Origin of the sequence: Leucobacter aridicollis (assembly GCF_013409595.1) — a bacterium.
Lineage (GTDB): Bacteria > Actinomycetota > Actinomycetes > Actinomycetales > Microbacteriaceae > Leucobacter > Leucobacter aridicollis.
Window position 1 is genome coordinate 401,413 of record NZ_JACCBD010000001.1, and the last position, 16,450, is coordinate 417,862.

Annotated in this window: 12 protein-coding genes; 9 read left to right on the forward strand and 3 right to left on the reverse strand. The window is 67.5% G+C overall.

Translation table 11 applies throughout. The features are described 5' to 3' along the window. Positions 1–42: 42 nt before the first annotated feature. Positions 43–1,503 carry an amidophosphoribosyltransferase gene (purF, locus tag BJ960_RS01780; protein WP_121073822.1) on the reverse strand — a complete coding sequence of 487 codons (1,461 nt, stop codon included), beginning with the start codon at positions 1,501–1,503 and terminating at the stop codon, positions 43–45. Between the two features lie 148 nt (positions 1,504–1,651). Between purF and purM the strand changes: the two genes are divergently transcribed. From purM to BJ960_RS01810, 6 genes are all read left to right on the forward strand, one after another. Next, complete coding sequence (purM, locus tag BJ960_RS01785; protein ID WP_185986014.1) at positions 1,652–2,761, forward strand: phosphoribosylformylglycinamidine cyclo-ligase; 1,110 nt, start codon at positions 1,652–1,654, stop codon at positions 2,759–2,761. A gap of 224 nt (positions 2,762–2,985) precedes the next feature. Continuing rightward, positions 2,986–3,279: a WXG100 family type VII secretion target gene (locus BJ960_RS01790; RefSeq protein ID WP_185986015.1), complete on the forward strand. Its 294-nt coding sequence runs from the start codon at positions 2,986–2,988 to the stop codon at positions 3,277–3,279. Positions 3,280–3,300: 21 nt separating this feature from the next. Next, positions 3,301–3,606 carry a hypothetical protein gene (locus tag BJ960_RS01795; RefSeq protein ID WP_185986016.1) on the forward strand — a complete coding sequence of 102 codons (306 nt, stop codon included), beginning with the start codon at positions 3,301–3,303 and terminating at the stop codon, positions 3,604–3,606. After that, the gene (locus BJ960_RS01800) at positions 3,603–5,639 is read left to right on the forward strand and encodes an alpha/beta hydrolase (RefSeq protein ID WP_185986017.1); all 2,037 of its coding nucleotides are present in this window, start codon (positions 3,603–3,605) and stop codon (positions 5,637–5,639) included. The genes BJ960_RS01795 and BJ960_RS01800 overlap by 4 nt, the downstream gene beginning before the upstream one ends. Then, positions 5,636–6,265, forward strand: a complete 630-nt coding sequence (locus BJ960_RS01805; protein WP_185986018.1) for a hypothetical protein — start codon at positions 5,636–5,638, stop codon at positions 6,263–6,265. Before BJ960_RS01800 ends, BJ960_RS01805 begins: the two co-directional genes overlap by 4 nt. Next, positions 6,262–10,842: a type VII secretion EssC family protein gene (locus BJ960_RS01810; RefSeq protein WP_185986019.1), complete on the forward strand. Its 4,581-nt coding sequence runs from the start codon at positions 6,262–6,264 to the stop codon at positions 10,840–10,842. The genes BJ960_RS01805 and BJ960_RS01810 overlap by 4 nt, the downstream gene beginning before the upstream one ends. A 22-nt stretch (positions 10,843–10,864) precedes the next feature. On the opposite strand, the gene ispF is transcribed toward BJ960_RS01810, so the two are convergent. After that, positions 10,865–11,344, reverse strand: a complete 480-nt coding sequence (gene ispF, locus BJ960_RS16550; protein ID WP_237463733.1) for a 2-C-methyl-D-erythritol 2,4-cyclodiphosphate synthase — start codon at positions 11,342–11,344, stop codon at positions 10,865–10,867. Continuing rightward, positions 11,341–12,114: a 2-C-methyl-D-erythritol 4-phosphate cytidylyltransferase gene (gene ispD / locus BJ960_RS16555; RefSeq protein ID WP_237463734.1), complete on the reverse strand. Its 774-nt coding sequence runs from the start codon at positions 12,112–12,114 to the stop codon at positions 11,341–11,343. Before ispD ends, ispF begins: the two co-directional genes overlap by 4 nt. Positions 12,115–12,227: 113 nt before the next feature. Between ispD and nusA the strand changes: the two genes are divergently transcribed. The 3 genes from nusA (at position 12,228) to infB (ending at position 16,400) form a co-directional block, all read left to right on the forward strand. Continuing rightward, positions 12,228–13,223 (forward strand): transcription termination factor NusA, encoded by a 996-nt coding sequence (gene nusA / locus BJ960_RS01820; RefSeq protein ID WP_121073800.1) that lies wholly within the window; start codon positions 12,228–12,230, stop codon positions 13,221–13,223. An 88-nt stretch (positions 13,224–13,311) separates the two neighbouring features. Further along, the gene (locus BJ960_RS17330; protein ID WP_121073797.1) at positions 13,312–13,569 is read left to right on the forward strand and encodes a YlxR family protein; all 258 of its coding nucleotides are present in this window, start codon (positions 13,312–13,314) and stop codon (positions 13,567–13,569) included. 74 nt (positions 13,570–13,643) lie between these two features. Further along, positions 13,644–16,400 carry a translation initiation factor IF-2 gene (gene infB, locus BJ960_RS01830; protein WP_121073794.1) on the forward strand — a complete coding sequence of 919 codons (2,757 nt, stop codon included), beginning with the start codon at positions 13,644–13,646 and terminating at the stop codon, positions 16,398–16,400. Positions 16,401–16,450 lie beyond the last annotated feature (50 nt).

Below are 16,450 nucleotides of genomic sequence, written 5' to 3' on the forward strand. Positions count from 1 at the left end.
GCCTATGCCCGGCACCCCGTTCGCGCTCTCAAAGCGCCCCAGCTAGCTCGTCTGCGTCGCCTCGACCCAGGCGAGGTACTCTTCGTCAATGTTGCCGGCGATGTATTCGCCCGTGAAGCAGCTCTCCTCGAGCTTCGTGACGGTGTCCTGGCCCGCGAGGATCGCGCGGTTCATGCCCTCGACGGTCTGGTAGATGAGGTGATCCGCGCCGAGTTCCGCCGCGATTTCTGCTGGGGTGCGCCCGTGGGCGATGAGCTCGTCGCGTGATGGCATGTTGATGCCGTACACGTGCGGGAACAGCACGGGAGGAGCCGCGGAGGCAAAGATAACCGAGCGGGCACCTGCGGCGCGCGCCATCTCGACGATCTCCCGCGACGTCGTGCCGCGGACGATCGAGTCGTCGACGAGCAGCACGTCCTTGCCCTTGAACTCGATGTGCATCGCGTTGAGCTTCTGCCGCACGCTGCGCTTGCGCACCGCCTGGCCGGGCATGATGAACGTGCGGCCGACGTAGCGGTTCTTAAAGAAGCCCTCACGGTATTCGATCCCGAGGTTGCGGGCGAGCTGCATCGCGGCAGGGCGACCCGAGTCAGGAATCGGCATGACGACGTCGATGTTTACGCCGGGCAGTTCCTCGCGGATCCGCTCGGCGAGGACGTCACCCATCCGCAGTCGCGCGTCGTACACCGAGATGCCGCTGAGCACCGAGTCGGGCCGCGCGAGGTAGATGTACTCGAACGCGCACGGGACGAGGCTCGTGTTCGGCGCGCACTGCTGCGACACCATGGTGCCGTCGGCGCGGATCAGGATCGCTTCGCCAGGTTCAACGTCGCGCACGATCTCGTATCCGCCGGACTCGAGCACGAGCGACTCTGATGCGACGACCCATTCGTCTGAACCGCTTTCGGAGGTACGGTGACCGAGCACGAGGGGGCGGATGCCCTTCGGGTCGCGGAAAGCGACAAGCCCGTAGCCCGCGACGAGCGCGATCGCTGCGTATGATCCCTCGACGCGCTCGTGGAGCCTGGTCACGGCCTGGAAGACCTGCTCGGCGTCGAGCGACAGGCCCTTGATGCTCGTCTGGAGCTCGTTTGCGAGCACGTTGAGCAGGAGCTCGGTATCGGAGTGCGTGTTCAGGTGGCGGCGATCCACGTTGTAGAGCTCGGCGGTGAGCTCCCGGGTGTTCGTGAGGTTGCCGTTGTGGACGAGGATGATCCCGTATGGCGCTCCCACGTAGAACGGCTGCGCCTCTTCCTCGCGGGCGGCGTCGCCCTTCGTCGCGTAGCGCACGTGGCCGAGGCCGACGTTCCCCATGAGCTGGCGCATGTCGCGGGTGCGGTACGCCTCGCGAACCTGCCCCTTCATCTTTGACATGTGGAAGAAGTCGCCCTCGAGGGTGGCGATGCCGGTTGAGTCTTGACCGCGGTGCTGCAGCAGCAACAGGCTGTCATAGATTTGCTGGTTGACGGGTTCGGACGAGACGATACCGACGATGCCGCACATGTTGCGAGTTCGCTCCACTGGGTAGATGTTGGCGCCAGGCGACGCAGCTAATAGTTTCCCACAACTTCCGCCCTGTAAATGATGGGTGAATGCCGCGTGCGCGATCGGTGTGCCGAATCTCACGCCCGGGGCAGGGTACCCTTGTCGTGTGAGCGAAAACTCGTCGATCTATGCCCAGTCCGGTGTTGACACTGCCGCCGGAGACCTCGCTGTCGAACTCATGAAGTCGGCGGTCCAGCGCACCCACGGGCCGGAGGTGCTCGGCGGGGTCGGCGGGTTCGCCGGTATGTTCGATGCGTCTGCGCTGACCGGGTACAAGCGGCCGCTGCTTGCCTCGTCGACGGATGGCGTCGGGACCAAGGTCGCGATCGCCCAGGCGATCGACAAGCACGACACGATCGGTCAGGATCTCGTCGCGATGGTTGTGGACGACATCGTCGTTGTCGGCGCGAAGCCGCTCTTCATGACTGACTACATCGCCTGCGGCAAGGTTGTTCCCGAGCGCATCGCCGACATCGTTCGTGGTATCGCCGAGGCGTGCGAGGCGACCGGCACCGCCCTCGTCGGCGGCGAGACGGCGGAGCACCCGGGCCTGCTCGGCCCGGACGACTATGACGTCGCGGGCGCCGCAACCGGCGTTGTCGAGGCCGACCGCATGCTGCACCCTGGGTTGGTTCAGGACGGCGACGTCGTCATCGCGATGGCCGCTTCCGGCCTCCACTCCAACGGCTTCTCACTCGTGCGCCACATCCTGACCGACAAGGGCATCGGCTACGAACAGCACTCGGCGGAGCTTGGCGCCACCTACGGCGAGGCCCTCCTCACCCCGACCGCGCTCTACACGGCGCCGCTGCTTCGCGTGCTCGAGGACCCCTCGACCCAGGGCGCGATTCACTCGCTCAGCCACGTGACCGGTGGCGGGATCGCGGCGAATCTCGCGCGCGTGCTGCCCGTTGGCTCGTGGGTCGAGGTCGAGCGGTCGAGCTGGTCGCCGCTTCCCGTGTTCCGCCACCTCGCGGACCTGGGCGGCCACACGCTTGAGTCGCTTGAGGGCGCCTGGAACCTTGGCGTCGGCATGTTTGCGGTTGTCGCCGCTGACAAGGCCCCCCTAGTCGCCACCGCCCTCACCGCAGAGGGCCTCGACCCGTGGGTCGTCGGCACGGTCTCGACGGCTGCACGCGACTTCACCGGATTTGAGCAGGGCGCGAAGGGTGTCGACGGTGGCGCGGTCCGCCTCGTCGGTAGCTACAAGAACTAGCGAACTCACTCCCTACGATCAGGCGGGGCCGGGACTTCGGTCCTGGGCCCGCCTGATCGTTTTTGCGCGCACACCAGACTTATCCACAGATTCTGTTTTCCGGTCTCAGGCAGCACGCGCCCCTCGTAGCCTGGTGGCATCGCTCGTAAGCGACAGTCGGGAGCCGCCCGGCGCTGCGAACCAGGGGGCTCTTCGCAATCTGACAACAGATTGGACGTGCGAACATGGCGAACATCAGCATCTCGTATCAAGAGATGGAAGGCGCGGCGGCGCAACTCGGCGTCGGCCGCGATGAGATTACGGCAAAGTTGCAGCAGCTTCAAGGCCAGATTCAGGGGCTTGTCGGTTCCGGCTTTGTCACTGACACCGCGTCGAAACGGTTCGAGGCCTCGTACACCGAGTACACGGCGAGCGCGAACCGCGTCATCGAGAAGCTCACCGAGATTCAGCAGTTCATCACGCACGCCGCAGCCGCGCACCGGGCGATGGACGACGAGATCGCTGCCCGGATCCGCTAGCGACCGTGCGGGAGTGGACCGGTGGCAGACTCGTTGCGCTTCACGGGCGCCGCGCTTGACGAAGCAACGGAGCGCCTGGCGGGGGCAGTAATTGATATGCGGGAGAGCACACCTCTCCGGCACCGGGCGATGCCAACCCTGACCGGCGTCTCAGCGGAGATCGATCGGTTTGCGCAGGGGCTCGCGATCGCCCAGGCGGCCCTCAGCGACGCCGCACGCTCGGCCCTGGTGACGATTGCGGGGCTTCGCGAGAGCGGCGCCGACCTCGACGTGCTGCTTGCAGCCGCCCTCGCAGGCGGGCCAACCCTGGCCGGTGACAGCCGATGACGACCCACGTGCCGACGGTCGCTGACGTACTGAATGAGCGCGTCAGCGTTGGCGCGGCATCGGAAGCCCGGAGCATCGCCGGCGAGATCGCGAATGTCAGGAGGAGCGCCGACAGGTTTGGCATTGCCTGTGTTCAGGCCCAGGCAGCGCTGGAACAGTGCACCGGGCGCTCCGTTGGCGCGATTGCGCGTCGGCTGCAGGGGTCGCTGATTCCCGGAGCCGCAATTGTCTCGGATGCTGCAGCGAGCGCGGCGCGAGCGTTTGAACGCTACGCGGGCCGCATTTCGGAGCTTGACGATGAGGCTCGGCGGGTGCGTCAAGGAGTGGTCGCGTGGCTGGACAGCATATCGGGTGCCGTGACTGAGATCGAGCGAATCTGTGACGCGATCCTGGCCCCGCCCGACTTCTCCTGGGACCGGCCGCCCAGCCCAACCCTGCCCCAGCCTCGGCTGCGCGAATCCGTTGCGCGAGCGGAACCGGTGGACAGGGAGGCCGCGCTCGCGTTGCTCCAGCAGCATTACGAGGCGCTCTGGCGCAACACCGTGCTGTGCTGGCAAGGAGACGTGCACGACGTGCGGGCGGCCGCGGACCGATGGCGAGAGCTTGGGGCCGAACGTAGAGCGGCCGAACGAGCGCTCGCGGCCGCCCTCGGCGACACCTCGATCGGGCACCTTATCGCGGTGAGCCCTGCCGGCTTAGGCGAACGGGCCCGGGTGATCGCGGTCGGGTTGACTGGCGAATTCGCGAGCGTGCGCGCTCCTGCCGTTGCTCCCGGCATGGAGCACGAACTCCTCGCAGGGCTTTTCCCAACGACAGACGGCTCGAGCGTGTGGCATTCTCCGCCGGACGCGAAAGCTGTCGCCGCCTGGTGGCAGGAACTGGCGCCTGAGCAGCGGGCCGACCTCATCGCCTCCGTCCCGCTCGTCATCGGCAACTTGCCGGGACTGGCTGGCGCGGTGCGGGACAGCGCAAACAGACTCATGATCGAGTTCTATCGGACCAACCCTGGCCTCCTGAGTGTCGACCAGCTCAAGCTCGTGGCCGAGGTGCAGCGCATTCTCGACAGAACCGGCAACCAGGCGAGACCGCAGCCGCCCGTACACCTGTATTCCTTCTCGCTCACCGAGTCCGCCCCGATGGTCGCAATGAGCTATGGCGACATCGACAGTGCGACCCACGTCACCGTGCAGGTCGCAGGCATGGGCAACGACGCGCATGAGGGCCTCGCGACCTGGGATGTCGCTGCCTTGGAACTCTACGACGCGCAGCGGGCCCGGTTACGACGGGGCCTAGTGGGCGGCCCAGCAGTTGTCGCCTGGCTCGGGTATGACACCCCTGGGCTTCCTCCTCGACTCGACGTGCTGAGTTCGACGGCAGCGGAGGCCGGTGCCGGCCGGTTGCGGGCTGAGCTCGACGGAATCGCTGCGCTTCCGGAGACCGTTCCTCGGGCGACGAGCGTCGTCGCGCACTCATACGGGACCACGCTTGCGTCGATTGCGCTCACGAAGGTCGAGACCCCGGTGGATACGTTTGTGATGCTTGGTTCGGCCGGAATCGATGTCGCAGTGGTGCCGACGATTGATCGCCTACGCGTCAGGTCGCGGGGCGGGCAACCAGCGGTCTACGCCACCACGGCGCCCGCAGACAAGCTCGCGCCAACGGGCGCCGGGCTGTCCCGGAGAGCGCTCCCCGAAGCCGGAACCGTTGGGCTCCTGGGGGTGCAGCGGCGGTCGAGCGTGCTCGAAGGAGTCACGTCGTTTAAGTCCAGCGGCGACCCGGCCGCCGGATATGTGGGCACGGATGGGCATTCGATTATCGGCTCCGGCTCGGACACAGCATTTCTGGGAGCGTCCGCATCGACGGGGCGGGGGTACGGGGACCGGACCACTCAGGCGCTCGCCATGACCGCACAACTCACGACGCAGTCGGCGAGCCCACCAACACGCCAGCTTCGCGAAGCGGTCGCGTCCGACCGTCCTGTCGCGTCCGAAGTCTGTGCTGTGGGCGCCGAAACTGCGAGGAACCCTCAATGAGCCAGTCGCGGCGCGCACAGTGGGATTCGGTGTTCCTCAGACTTCTTGCTGTGCTGAGCGCGGTCGCAGTTGGCGTCGTCGGGTGCGCTCGTAGTGAGCGGCCAATCATTTCGGAACCCGACGACTACGGAGGCGGAACTCTGGTCGAACACCTGTTGTGGTTGGAAGAGGAGACTGACCGAGCGATCGCTGCGAGCGGCGTTGAGAGTGACTGGCTCTACCTTTTCGACGACGGAGAAGTCCTTTGGGGCGGTGGGCCGCGAGCACGTTTCGAGACGCTTGGTTCCATGTTGCCGCGAGCGTGTGGCGACGGCGGTCGGATCGTTAGTGATCTCATGGTTCGGGACGTGCCGAACGCGGCGTCCGCGGCGGCACGCGTCCGATCTGGCTGGGAGCAAGACGGATGGACAGTGACTGATGTGTTCGAGCCTGCGGCGAGTCACAGAGCGTACTTCCGTGCTGCTCGCGAGGATGGGGCGTTGCTCACCTGCGAGGCAACGAATAGTACGTTGACTCTGACGTTGGCCAGCGACTGCTCACTCGACCCCACGATGTCGCCGAGGCTTGAGGATCTGAGCGAGCGCGACGCCTTTCTGGAGCACATCATGATGGGGGAGCGCCCGTGAGACTGAAAGTGACCCTGACCGTGCCAGGCGGGCGCGACGAAGACGTCGAGGTCTCGTGCGATACGACAACGACGGTGCGAGAAGTCGCGCGGTCGCTGACGCTCACAGGCAGATACCCGTCGAGTGACCAGACGACGGCCCGACTGCGCCGACTTGGAGACCTCACACTCTCGGGTGGGCGGGAGCACGCCGAGGAGTACCTCCTTGACCCTGCGGCCGCGGTCGGCGAATCGGGGCTGCAATCGGGCTGGCGCATCAGGGTGACCAGAGAATTCGAAAGTAGCGCCACTCGGGTGCACCCGCTCGTTGGCATTGTCGAGGTACTGAGCGGACCACAGGCGGGCATGCGGGTTGGCCTCGTTGCCGGCGGGAACTCGGTCGGTCGTTCTCGGCACAGCCGTGTCGTCTTGCGAGATCGGAGTGTGTCGCGGCGGCATGCGGTGATTGAGGCGGGCAGCACGATGCTGCTCCGAGACCTCGCGTCTGCGAACGGTGTTGAGGTCGGCGGTGAGCTGGCCGAAGCCGTATCAATCGAGGGCCCGACCAAATTGCAGCTTGGCCAGGTCACGGTTCGAGTCGCTCCGCTCGGCAACGGCGTTGCGGTCGGAGGGTCGAAGCCGAGCCATCGGCACATCCATACGCGGTCGCCGGCGATGGACCCGCCGCCTCGCGAAGCGCTCTTCGAGCTCCCTGTCCCGCCGAGGCCGAAAGAAGGGCCACGACTTCCCGTGCTCGCGATGCTCGCGCCCGCGCTACTGGGCGCGGCGATGTTCGCAGTCACCCGATCCCCCTTGAGCCTCATGATGATCGCGTTCTCGCCACTCATGATGTTGGGGTCGTGGCTCGACGGCATGCTCAGCGCGGGGAAAGCCGGACGGAAGAACACGCGCAGATTCGCCGACCAGCTAGACCGGGAACTTGCTCGGGTTCGCGCCTCGCAGGAGAGGGAAGAGGCTGAACGCCTCGCGGAGGCCCCGAGCCTGGACACGGTGCGCGACGGGATCGCCCGCCGAACCCCCATGCTGTGGTCACGCGGGCCACGCGACCGGTCATTTCTCGCCCTACGGGTTGGCACTGGAAAGCTGCCGAGCAGAGCGCGAGTGGTGCTCCCCCAGCGAGGGGAGGCTGCCGCCACCCAGTGGGAGCTCCTGGAACGGGCCGAACGCGACTTTGCCTCTGTCGATCCCGTGCCCGTCACGGCACAACTCACCGACTGCGGCAGTCTCGCGATCGTTGGCGACGGCGAGACCACGGCGGGCCACGCGCGAGCGCTTCTGCTGCAACTCGCGGGGCTGCACTCGCCAGCGCACCTGGCCGTCGCAGCGATCGTCGCCGACGGAGGTCGTGCCGCAGCGTGGGAGTGGCTGAAATGGCTCCCTCACGTCGACGCGGCTGTCGGACCCACTCCCCGCGGAAGCGGGCGCGGGGGGACTCTCGCGAGCGACGCGGACGCCGTGAACAGACTGCTCGGTGACCTCGAAACCGCCCTCAAAGATCGCGAGGCGGCTCGGAATGGTCCTGCAACGAAGCCGGGGGCACCGCCCGGCAAGCGCGCCGCGGGCGGGCTTGCGACCGTGTCAGCTGCCGTGGTGCTCGTTGACGACAGCGGAATCGACCCCACCCACCGGGCTCGGCTCATCGCCCTTATCGAACGCGGAGCCGATGCCGGCATGCACGTGATCTGGCTGTCGACAGAGCTTGCGGGAGTCCCCTCAGGATGTCAGGTGATTGTCGAGGCGGACGCCGCCGGCGCGGAGGTGAGCTTCGTCCCCGAGGCACGGCGAGTCGCGCTCGCGAGCCTGGAGAGCGCGAGCGAGGAGATGGCCCACCAGACCGCGCGTGCGCTCGCACCGGTCGAGGACGCTGGCGCACTTGGGAATGACGAGAGCGATCTGCCAGCATCGGTAGCGCTCCGCGAGATTCACGCGGTTGACCTGTTGGGCGGGGCGCGGCCGTTCCTTGCACAGTGGGGGCGTAGCGGCAGCCTCAGATCGGGCGGGGAGAGCGGGGCAGCGGGCACCCCGATCCCGCTCTCTGCCGTGGTAGGGCAGGCGGAGTCGGGGCCGGCAGTCATTGATCTGCGCGCCGACGGGCCGCACGCACTCGTCAGCGGGACAACGGGGGCCGGAAAGTCGGAGTTCCTGCAGAGCTGGATCCTGAGCCTTGCCGCAAACGTCAGCCCGGAGCGGCTGACGTTTCTTCTCATCGACTACAAAGGCGGCTCCGCATTCGCCGAATGCGCGCGGCTGCCGCACGCGGTGGGGCTGGTCACCGACCTCTCGCCCCGCCTCGTGCGGCGGGCTCTCACCTCGCTCCGGGCAGAGCTCAGGCGCCGCGAGGAAATCTTGGCCGCGTGCGGTGCGAAGGATCTTCAGACGATGGAACAACGCTCAGACCCCGCGGCGCCTCCGGCGCTCGTCATCGTCATCGACGAGTTCGCTGCGCTCGCGCGCGAGTCTCCCGGGTTCGTGGATGGCGTCCTCGATATCGCCCAGCGGGGCCGGTCCCTCGGCCTCCACCTTGTGCTGGCAACGCAGCGGCCCGCGGGCGTTGTCACCGACAGCATCCGGGCAAACACGAATCTGCGGATCGCCCTCAGGACGGCCGACACCGCCGACTCCACCGACGTCGTCGGCGTGCCTGACGCCGCGCACTTCGATACCAGTTCGCCAGGCCGCGGGGTGCTGCGCGTCGGGCAGGGGGCTGTCGAACACTTTCAGGCCGGGCACCTCGGCAGTGCCGCAGCCGTCAGGTCGGCGGCAGGCGGGGTCGACCTGCGGACCCTCGGCTTCGCGCTCGTGCCGCGACGGCACGGCGAATCGGACGAGTGCTCGCGTGCGCAGCATGCGACGCCAGCGGCGGGAGCCCGCGCCGTCGCGGAAGGTGACGCACCCCGCATTATCGAGGGGCTGGCAGCAGCGGCGAAGGACGCGGGGATCGCACCACCACGAAAACCCTGGCTGCCCGAGCTGCCAGTTCGAATTCGGCTCGACGGTCTCACGAGCAAGGCGGCCGCCGCCGGATGGCAGGGGAGCGGCCTCGCCGTCGGCCTTGTTGATATCCCGGCCAGCCAGACCCAGAGCCTTGCGACCCTCGATCTCGCCGGCTCCGGCAACGTCGCGCTGTTTGGCGCGAGCGGTACTGGCAAAACCACTGCGCTCGTCACGGTCGCGATGGCGGCGAGCTCGGAGACCGTGTCAGACCCGGTGCACGTGTACGGGATCGAGGCGACCGACGGCGGCCTGTCCACCCTCGCCGCGTTGCCGACGGTCGGCGCTGTCGCGTCCATCGCGAACGGGGAACTGACGCGGCGCGTCATCGAGCACGTCTGGGGAGTCATGCGCGAGCGCGCGGCCCGCTTTGGTGCCGCGCACGCGGAGAGCCTCGCGGCGTATCGGGAGAGCGGAGTCCCTGGGGCCCCGACGGAGCCGAGAGTATTGCTGCTCATCGACGGCTTCGCGCAGTTGGCTGAGAGTCTCGAGGGACCTCGGCGGAGCGCGGTGGCCACTCAACTCACGGAGATCATGCAGCAGGGGAGGGCGAGCGGGGTACACGTGATCCTCACTGCGGACCGGCCGGCCGCGCTCTCGGGCGCCCGTGCCGCGAGCGTCCAGTTGCGGCTTGTATTTCGCCTTGCCACGGCTGCCGACTACGGTCAGTCCGGTGTCCCGGCGGACATCCTCGACGCCGCGACGGCAGGGCGCTGCGTCGCGTCGGGCACCACGAACGAAATCCAGCTGGCCAGCGTCGGGGAGACCCGCGAGAGCCAGTCGCGCGCGATCGGCGCGCTGGCAGCTCGACTGCGGGCCGCTGAGGGGCCGCTGCAGGGACGCGCCCCCACTCGCGTGCAGACCGCTCCGGACCGCGTGGCCCTCGCGAGCCTTGGCGCCGAAAGTGCGGGGAGACCAACCTACGGCATCGACACGCGCACGTTCCGCCAGGTTGGGCTCCCTGTCGCCGGGCTTGGCGTGATCGCGGGCCCGCCAGGGTCCGGGCTGTCGTCGGCGCTCACCACCTGCACGGCGGCGGTGAGTCGCTGGGCGACGTCCGTGGATCGCCCCGCCACCACTGTGCTGCTCAGTCTCGCGGGATCGGGCGGGGCGAGCCAGTGCGCCACCGCGGTGGCCTGGGATCGGGTCGCACGGGGAGAGGAACAGGTTGGCGCGCTCGCCGCCGAGCTCGCTGCCCGGCTGACTGCCGCAGCGGTGGCCGCCGCGCCAGATCCGGCCGCTGCGGAATCAACCGCACCCCCTGGCCATCTCATTGTCGCGGTGGAGCGGGCGAACGACGCCGGCGGCCCGGCGATCGCCAGCCTCGCCGCGCTCGCGCGTGCAGCTCGCCGGTCAGGATCCCTCGTGCTCATCGAGTGTGAGCTCGGTCGGGCGGGCGCGTCCTGGGAACTCCTGACCGCGCTCAAACAGCCAACGTGGGGGCTCGCGCTGCAGCCCGATGACCGGGACACGCAGACGCCGTTCCGAGAGGATCTCGGCAGGTCGTCTCAGGCTGACTCACCGCCCGGTCGCGGCTTCGCAATCGAGCGCGGGCGCGTGACACCGATTCACGTCGCGCACCTCTGACGGGCGTGTGCGCCCGAGCGCGCTATCTCGCGATGAGGGCCGTCGCGATCGCCGCGATCCCTTCGCCCCGACCGGTGAACCCGAGACGATCAGTGGTTGTTGCGCTGAGCGAGACCGGCGCGCCAACGAGCTCGGACATGACGCGCTGCGCCTCATCGCGGCGAGGCGAGAACTTCGGCCGGTTGCCGATGACCTGCACCGAGACGTTCACGGGGCGAAAGCCCTCGGCGGCGAGTTTCGCGAGCGCGAGCCGCACGAACCCGGTGCTCGCGGCGCCCTCCGTGTCTGGTTCGTCGACGCCAACCAGACCGCCAATATCGCCGAGCCCCGCGGCGCCCAGCAACGCGTCAACGATTGCGTGGCAGACGGCGTCGCCGTCACTGTGGCCGGAGAGACCCGGCTCGCCCGGCCAGAGCAGGCCGGCGAGATAGAGCGGCGCGTCGTCGTCGTAGGCGTGGACATCGAAGCCCGATCCCACGCGAATATCTGGGAGGTTTGTCATCGTGCGTCTCCGTTCTGGGCCGCGAGCAGCGCCTCGAGTAGGGCGAGGTCGCCGGGAGTCGTGAGCTTGTGGGCGAGGGACTCGCCAGGAACCGTGCGGACCGTCCCGCCCGCGCGCTGCACGACCTCCGCATCATCGGTCGGATGGTCAGCAGCGTCGTGCGCTCCGGTGCCGAGCCTGTCGTGTGCCGCGGCCAAGAGTTCTCGCGGAAAGCCCTGCGGCGTCTGCACCGCGACGAGCGGCGCGCGATCCACCGTCTCGTGAACGATCGAGTCCGCCCCCACTCGCTTCAGCGTGTCGACCACCGGCAGCGCGGGGATCACGGCGTCCGTCGTCCGCCGGACCTCCGCTGTGACCCGGGCGAACAGCGCGGCAGGCGTGAGCGGCCGCGCGGCGTCGTGCACAAGTACCACGTCGGCGTACTCCGGAAGCGCGTCGACGCCGAACTTCACCGACTCGTGCCGCTCGCGCCCTCCCGGGGTCACCGAGACCTCCCAGTTCGCACCCGTCGGCTCCGCTGCGGCGACGAGCCGGAGCGTCTCCCCGGCGAGGTGCTCGGGCACCACGATCACGAGGTGCCCGCCGCTCGGGAGCGAGGTCACCGTGCGGAGGCAGTGCTCAACGAGCGTGCGACCGCCAAGCTCGACGAAGGCTTTCGGCTTGCCGGCGCCGAGGCGCTCTCCGCGCCCCGCCGCGACAAGCACCACGCCGATCCGCGAGACTTCGTGTGGCTCGCCTGTCAACGGCTGGTGATCCTGGGCGCTCGTCATGCTGCAAGCGTACCGGGAGGTGTTCCCGGGCCTCGTGGGTTATCCTTATTCACTACCCGAGCGGGAAACCGCCGGGACATCTGAATAGACATCTCAATATCCAGGAGGACACCGTGAAGATCGATCTTGCCATGCTGCGAGGGCTCGAACGTGAGAGGGAGATTCCTTTCGAGGAGCTCGCTGAGATCATCGAGCAGGCGATCCAGACCGCATACGTGCGTCACGCCGAGAACCAGGCGCTGCCCGTTCCCGCGACTGAGGACGTACGCGTATCGCTGGACCGTAAGAACGGTGAGATTTCTGTGCTCGTGCCCGAGCACGACGACGACGGCAACGTCATTGGCGAAGCGTACGTGACGACGGACGAGTTCGGCCGCGTCGCCTCGAGCGCGGCGAAGCAGGTCATTAACCAGCGTCTCCGCGACCTCTCCGACGATGCCGTGCTTGGCCAGTTCAAGGACAAGGAGGGCCAGGTCGTCTCCGGCGTCATTCAGCAGGGCCCGAACCCCCGCATGGTGCACATCGACCTTGGCGAGGTCGAGGCGATTCTGCCGCCCGAAGAGCAGGTTCCTGGCGAGGACTACGCGCACGGCACCCGCGTGCGCGTCTACGTGACGAGCGTCTCGAAGGGGCTCAAGGGGCCACAGATCGTCGTCTCGCGCACCCACCCGGGCCTCGTGCGGAAGCTGTTCGAACGGGAAGTTCCCGAGCTCGGCGAGGGCCTCGTTGAGATCGTCTCGCTCGCGCGTGAGGCCGGCCACCGCAGCAAGGTTGCCGTCCGTGCCAAGCAGGCAGGGATCAACGCGAAGGGCACGTGCATTGGCGAGATGGGCAGCCGTGTTCGGGCCGTCATGAGCGAGCTCGGCGAAGAGAAGATCGACATCGTCGACTACTCGCCCGAGCTGCCCAAGTTCGTCGCGAACGCCCTCTCCCCGGCGAAGGTCACCGACGTCTTCATGATCAATGAGTCGCTCAAGCAGGTTCGCGCGCTTGTGCCCGACTTCCAGCTGTCGCTGGCGATCGGCAAGGAGGGGCAAAACGCCCGCCTCGCCGCGAAGCTGACGGGCGCGAAGATCGATATTCAGCCCGACTCGATCATGAACGACTAGGCCCCGCGCCAAGAAAACCTTGCGTGTCCCGGGCAGGGAGGCTGAAAAGCCGCCTGCCTGGGGATGCGCGCAGCGGGAAGCTGGTAAGATGGATCCGATTCGGACTTGCGTTGCCTGTAAGACACGGGCAACGCGCGCGGAACTCCTTCGAGTGGTAGAGCGTGACGGTCATCTGATTGTTGATGAGCGTGCGGTGCTGCCAGGACGAGGTGCCTGGGTGCACGAGACCGCAGAGTGCATGAATCTTGCAGTGCAGCGTGGGACCTTCACGCGGGCACTTAGAGCGTCGAGGAAACTCGATGGTCAATCACTAGAGAACAGGCTGAAAACGCTGATGGACAAGTAATGAGCGGCTCACGATGAGACCCGTCCGTTAATTTTGGTTCTCGCCTGTCTGGCGTGAACCCAGACAGGAGAAAAGTGGCTAACCCACGCGTAAGCGAGATTGCCAAGAAGCTCGGTATCGAGAGCAAGAAGGCAGTCGAAATTCTGAACGATGAACTCAACGAGTTCGTCAAGACCCCGTCCTCGACGATCATGCCGCCGACCGTGCGCAAGCTCGAGGCGTTCGTCAAGGACCACCCCGAGCTCGTGAAGAGCGACGAGGGTGCCTCCGAGGCTGCCCCTGCGAAGGCTGCAGCCCCGAAGAAGCCCGGTGCCGCGCCGAAGCCCGGCCGCCCCGGCCCGAAGCCCGGCGCGCCCGCACCGGCTGCACCGGTCGCGGAGACCCCTGCGGCTCCTGCAGCGCCCGCTGCCCCCAAGGCGACTCCAGCCCCGGCCGCTCCCGCAGCGCCCGCCGAGGCTGCGAAGCCCGAGGGCGGCGCAAAGCCCGGAGCTCCCAAGCCCGGCGGCGCCGCAAAGCCCGGCGCGCCGAAGGCCGATGGCCCGCGCCCCGGAAACAACCCGTTCGCCTCAAGCCAGGGCATGGGGATTCCCCGCCCGCCGCGTCCGGGAAACAACCCGTTCGCCGCGAACCAGGGCATGGGACGTAACCGTCCGAACCCCGGCAACATCCCGCGTCCCGCCGCTCCGCGCCCGGGTGGCGCTGGTGCGCCCGGCGGCCGTCCTGGCGGTCCCCGCCCGGGTGGCGCTCCCCGTCCCGGTGGCGCTCCGCGTCCCGGTGGTGGCGGCTTCAACCGCCCCGGTGGCGGGCCCGGCGGTGCAGGCGGCCCCGGTGGCGGCTTCGGCGCACCGCGCCCCGCAGGTGGATTCGCAGGTCGCGGCCGTGGTGGCCGCGGCGCTGGCACGGCTGGTGCGTTTGGTCGCGGCGGCTCCAAGAGCAAGGCACGCAAGTCGAAGCGGGCGAAGCGGGCAGAATTCGAGATGCGCGAGGCGCCGTCGCTTGGCGGCGTCAGCGTACCCCGCGGAAACGGCTCGACGCCGATCCGCCTGCGCCGCGGCGCATCGCTGTCCGACTTTGCGGACAAGATCGATACGAGCGCGTCGAACCTCGTGACTGTCCTGTTCCACCTCGGCGAGATGGCGACGGCGACCGAGTCACTCGACCAGGCAACGTTCGAGATCCTCGGCGAGGAGCTGGGCTACAAGATCCAGATCGTCTCGCCAGAGGACGAGGATCGCGAGCTCCTCGAGGCCTTCGACATCGACATCGAGGCTGAGCTTGAAGAAGAGGGCGATGACGTGCTTGAGGCGCGTCCGCCGGTCGTCACCGTCATGGGTCACGTCGACCACGGTAAGACCAGCCTGCTCGACGCTGTCCGCAAGGCAGACGTTGGCGCTGGCGAGGCCGGTGGCATCACGCAGCACATCGGTGCGTACCAGGTGCACACCGAGCACGAGGGCGTCGATCGTGCGCTGACCTTTATCGATACGCCGGGTCACGAGGCGTTCACCGCCATGCGTGCCCGTGGTGCGCAGGTCACCGATATCGCAATCCTCGTGGTTGCGGCCGATGACGGCATCATGCCGCAGACCATTGAGGCGCTGAACCACGCGCAGTCGGCGAACGTGCCGATCGTTGTCGCGGTGAACAAGATCGATAAGGAAGGCGCGAACCCCGACAAGGTTCGTCAGCAGCTCACCGAGTTCGGTCTCGTGTCTGAGGAATGGGGCGGCGACGTCATGTTCGTCAACGTCTCGGCGAAGAACAACATGGGTATCGACGACCTGCTCGAGGCAGTGCTCCTCACTGCGGACGCGGGCCTCGACCTCCGTGCGAACCCGAACAAGGAAGCCCGCGGCGTCGCGATCGAGGCGAAGCTCGACAAGGGCCGCGGTGCGGTTGCGACCGTGCTGATCCAGTCCGGTACGCTCCGCGTCGGCGACGCGATCGTTGCTGGCACTGCCTACGGCCGCGTTCGCGCGATGCACGACGAGAACGGCGAGCCCGTCCTCGAGGCGCTCCCGTCGCGTCCGGTGTCGGTGCAGGGCCTGTCGTCGGTGCCGCGCGCTGGTGACACCTTCCTCGTCACCTCCGAGGACCGCACCGCACGCCAGATCGCTGAGAAGCGTGAGGCAGCGGAGCGCAACGCGATGCTCGCGAAGGCACGCAAGCGCATCAGCCTTGAAGAGTTCACGAAGGCGCTTGAGGATGGCAAGGTTGAGTCGCTCAACCTCATCATCAAGGGTGACGTGTCGGGTGCCGTCGAGGCGCTCGAGGAATCGCTGATGAAGATCGAGGTGGACGATTCGGTCCAGCTCCGCATCCTGCACCGCGGCGTCGGCGCGATCACCGAGTCGGACGTGGATCTTGCCACGATCGACAACGCGATCGTCATCGGCTTCAACGTGCGCCCCGACGTCAAGGCTCGCGAGCGCGCTGCGCGCGAGGGCATCGACATCCGCTTCTACAACGTCATCTACAACGCGCTTGATGACATTGAGGCATCGCTCACGGGCATGCTCAAGCCAGAGTACGAAGAGGTCCAGTCGGGCGTCGCGGAGATCCGCGAGGTCTTCCGCTCCTCGAAGTTCGGCAACATCGCCGGCGTCATCGTGCGGTCGGGAACGATCACGCGAAACGCGAAGGCACGCGTCATCCGCGAGGGTGTCGTCATCGCCGATGGCCTCGCCATCGAGTCGCTGCGTCGCTTCAAGGACGACGTCACCGAGGTGAAGACGGACTTCGAGGCTGGTATCGGCCTCGGCAAGTTCAACGACATCCAGCCCGGCGACGAGATCGAGACCACCGAAATGGTCGAGAAGCCGCGCGGCTAACACGTCGCTGAATTGGAGAGGCCGGGGGAGCGAAAGCTTCCCCGGCCTCT

What these genes read in the sequence shown, in the direction of transcription:
- ispF (WP_237463733.1), bottom strand. Translation starts at nt 11,344, where the DNA reads ATGACAAACCTCCCAGATATTCGCGTGGGATCGGGCTTCGATGTCCAC.
- BJ960_RS01800 (WP_185986017.1), top strand. Translation starts at nt 3,603, where the DNA reads ATGACGACCCACGTGCCGACGGTCGCTGACGTACTGAATGAGCGCGTC.
- ispD (WP_237463734.1), bottom strand. Translation starts at nt 12,114, where the DNA reads ATGACGAGCGCCCAGGATCACCAGCCGTTGACAGGCGAGCCACACGAA.
- BJ960_RS01790 (WP_185986015.1), top strand. Translation starts at nt 2,986, where the DNA reads ATGGCGAACATCAGCATCTCGTATCAAGAGATGGAAGGCGCGGCGGCG.
- BJ960_RS17330 (WP_121073797.1), top strand. Translation starts at nt 13,312, where the DNA reads ATGGATCCGATTCGGACTTGCGTTGCCTGTAAGACACGGGCAACGCGC.
- BJ960_RS01805 (WP_185986018.1), top strand. Translation starts at nt 5,636, where the DNA reads ATGAGCCAGTCGCGGCGCGCACAGTGGGATTCGGTGTTCCTCAGACTT.
- purF (WP_121073822.1), bottom strand. Translation starts at nt 1,503, where the DNA reads ATGTGCGGCATCGTCGGTATCGTCTCGTCCGAACCCGTCAACCAGCAA.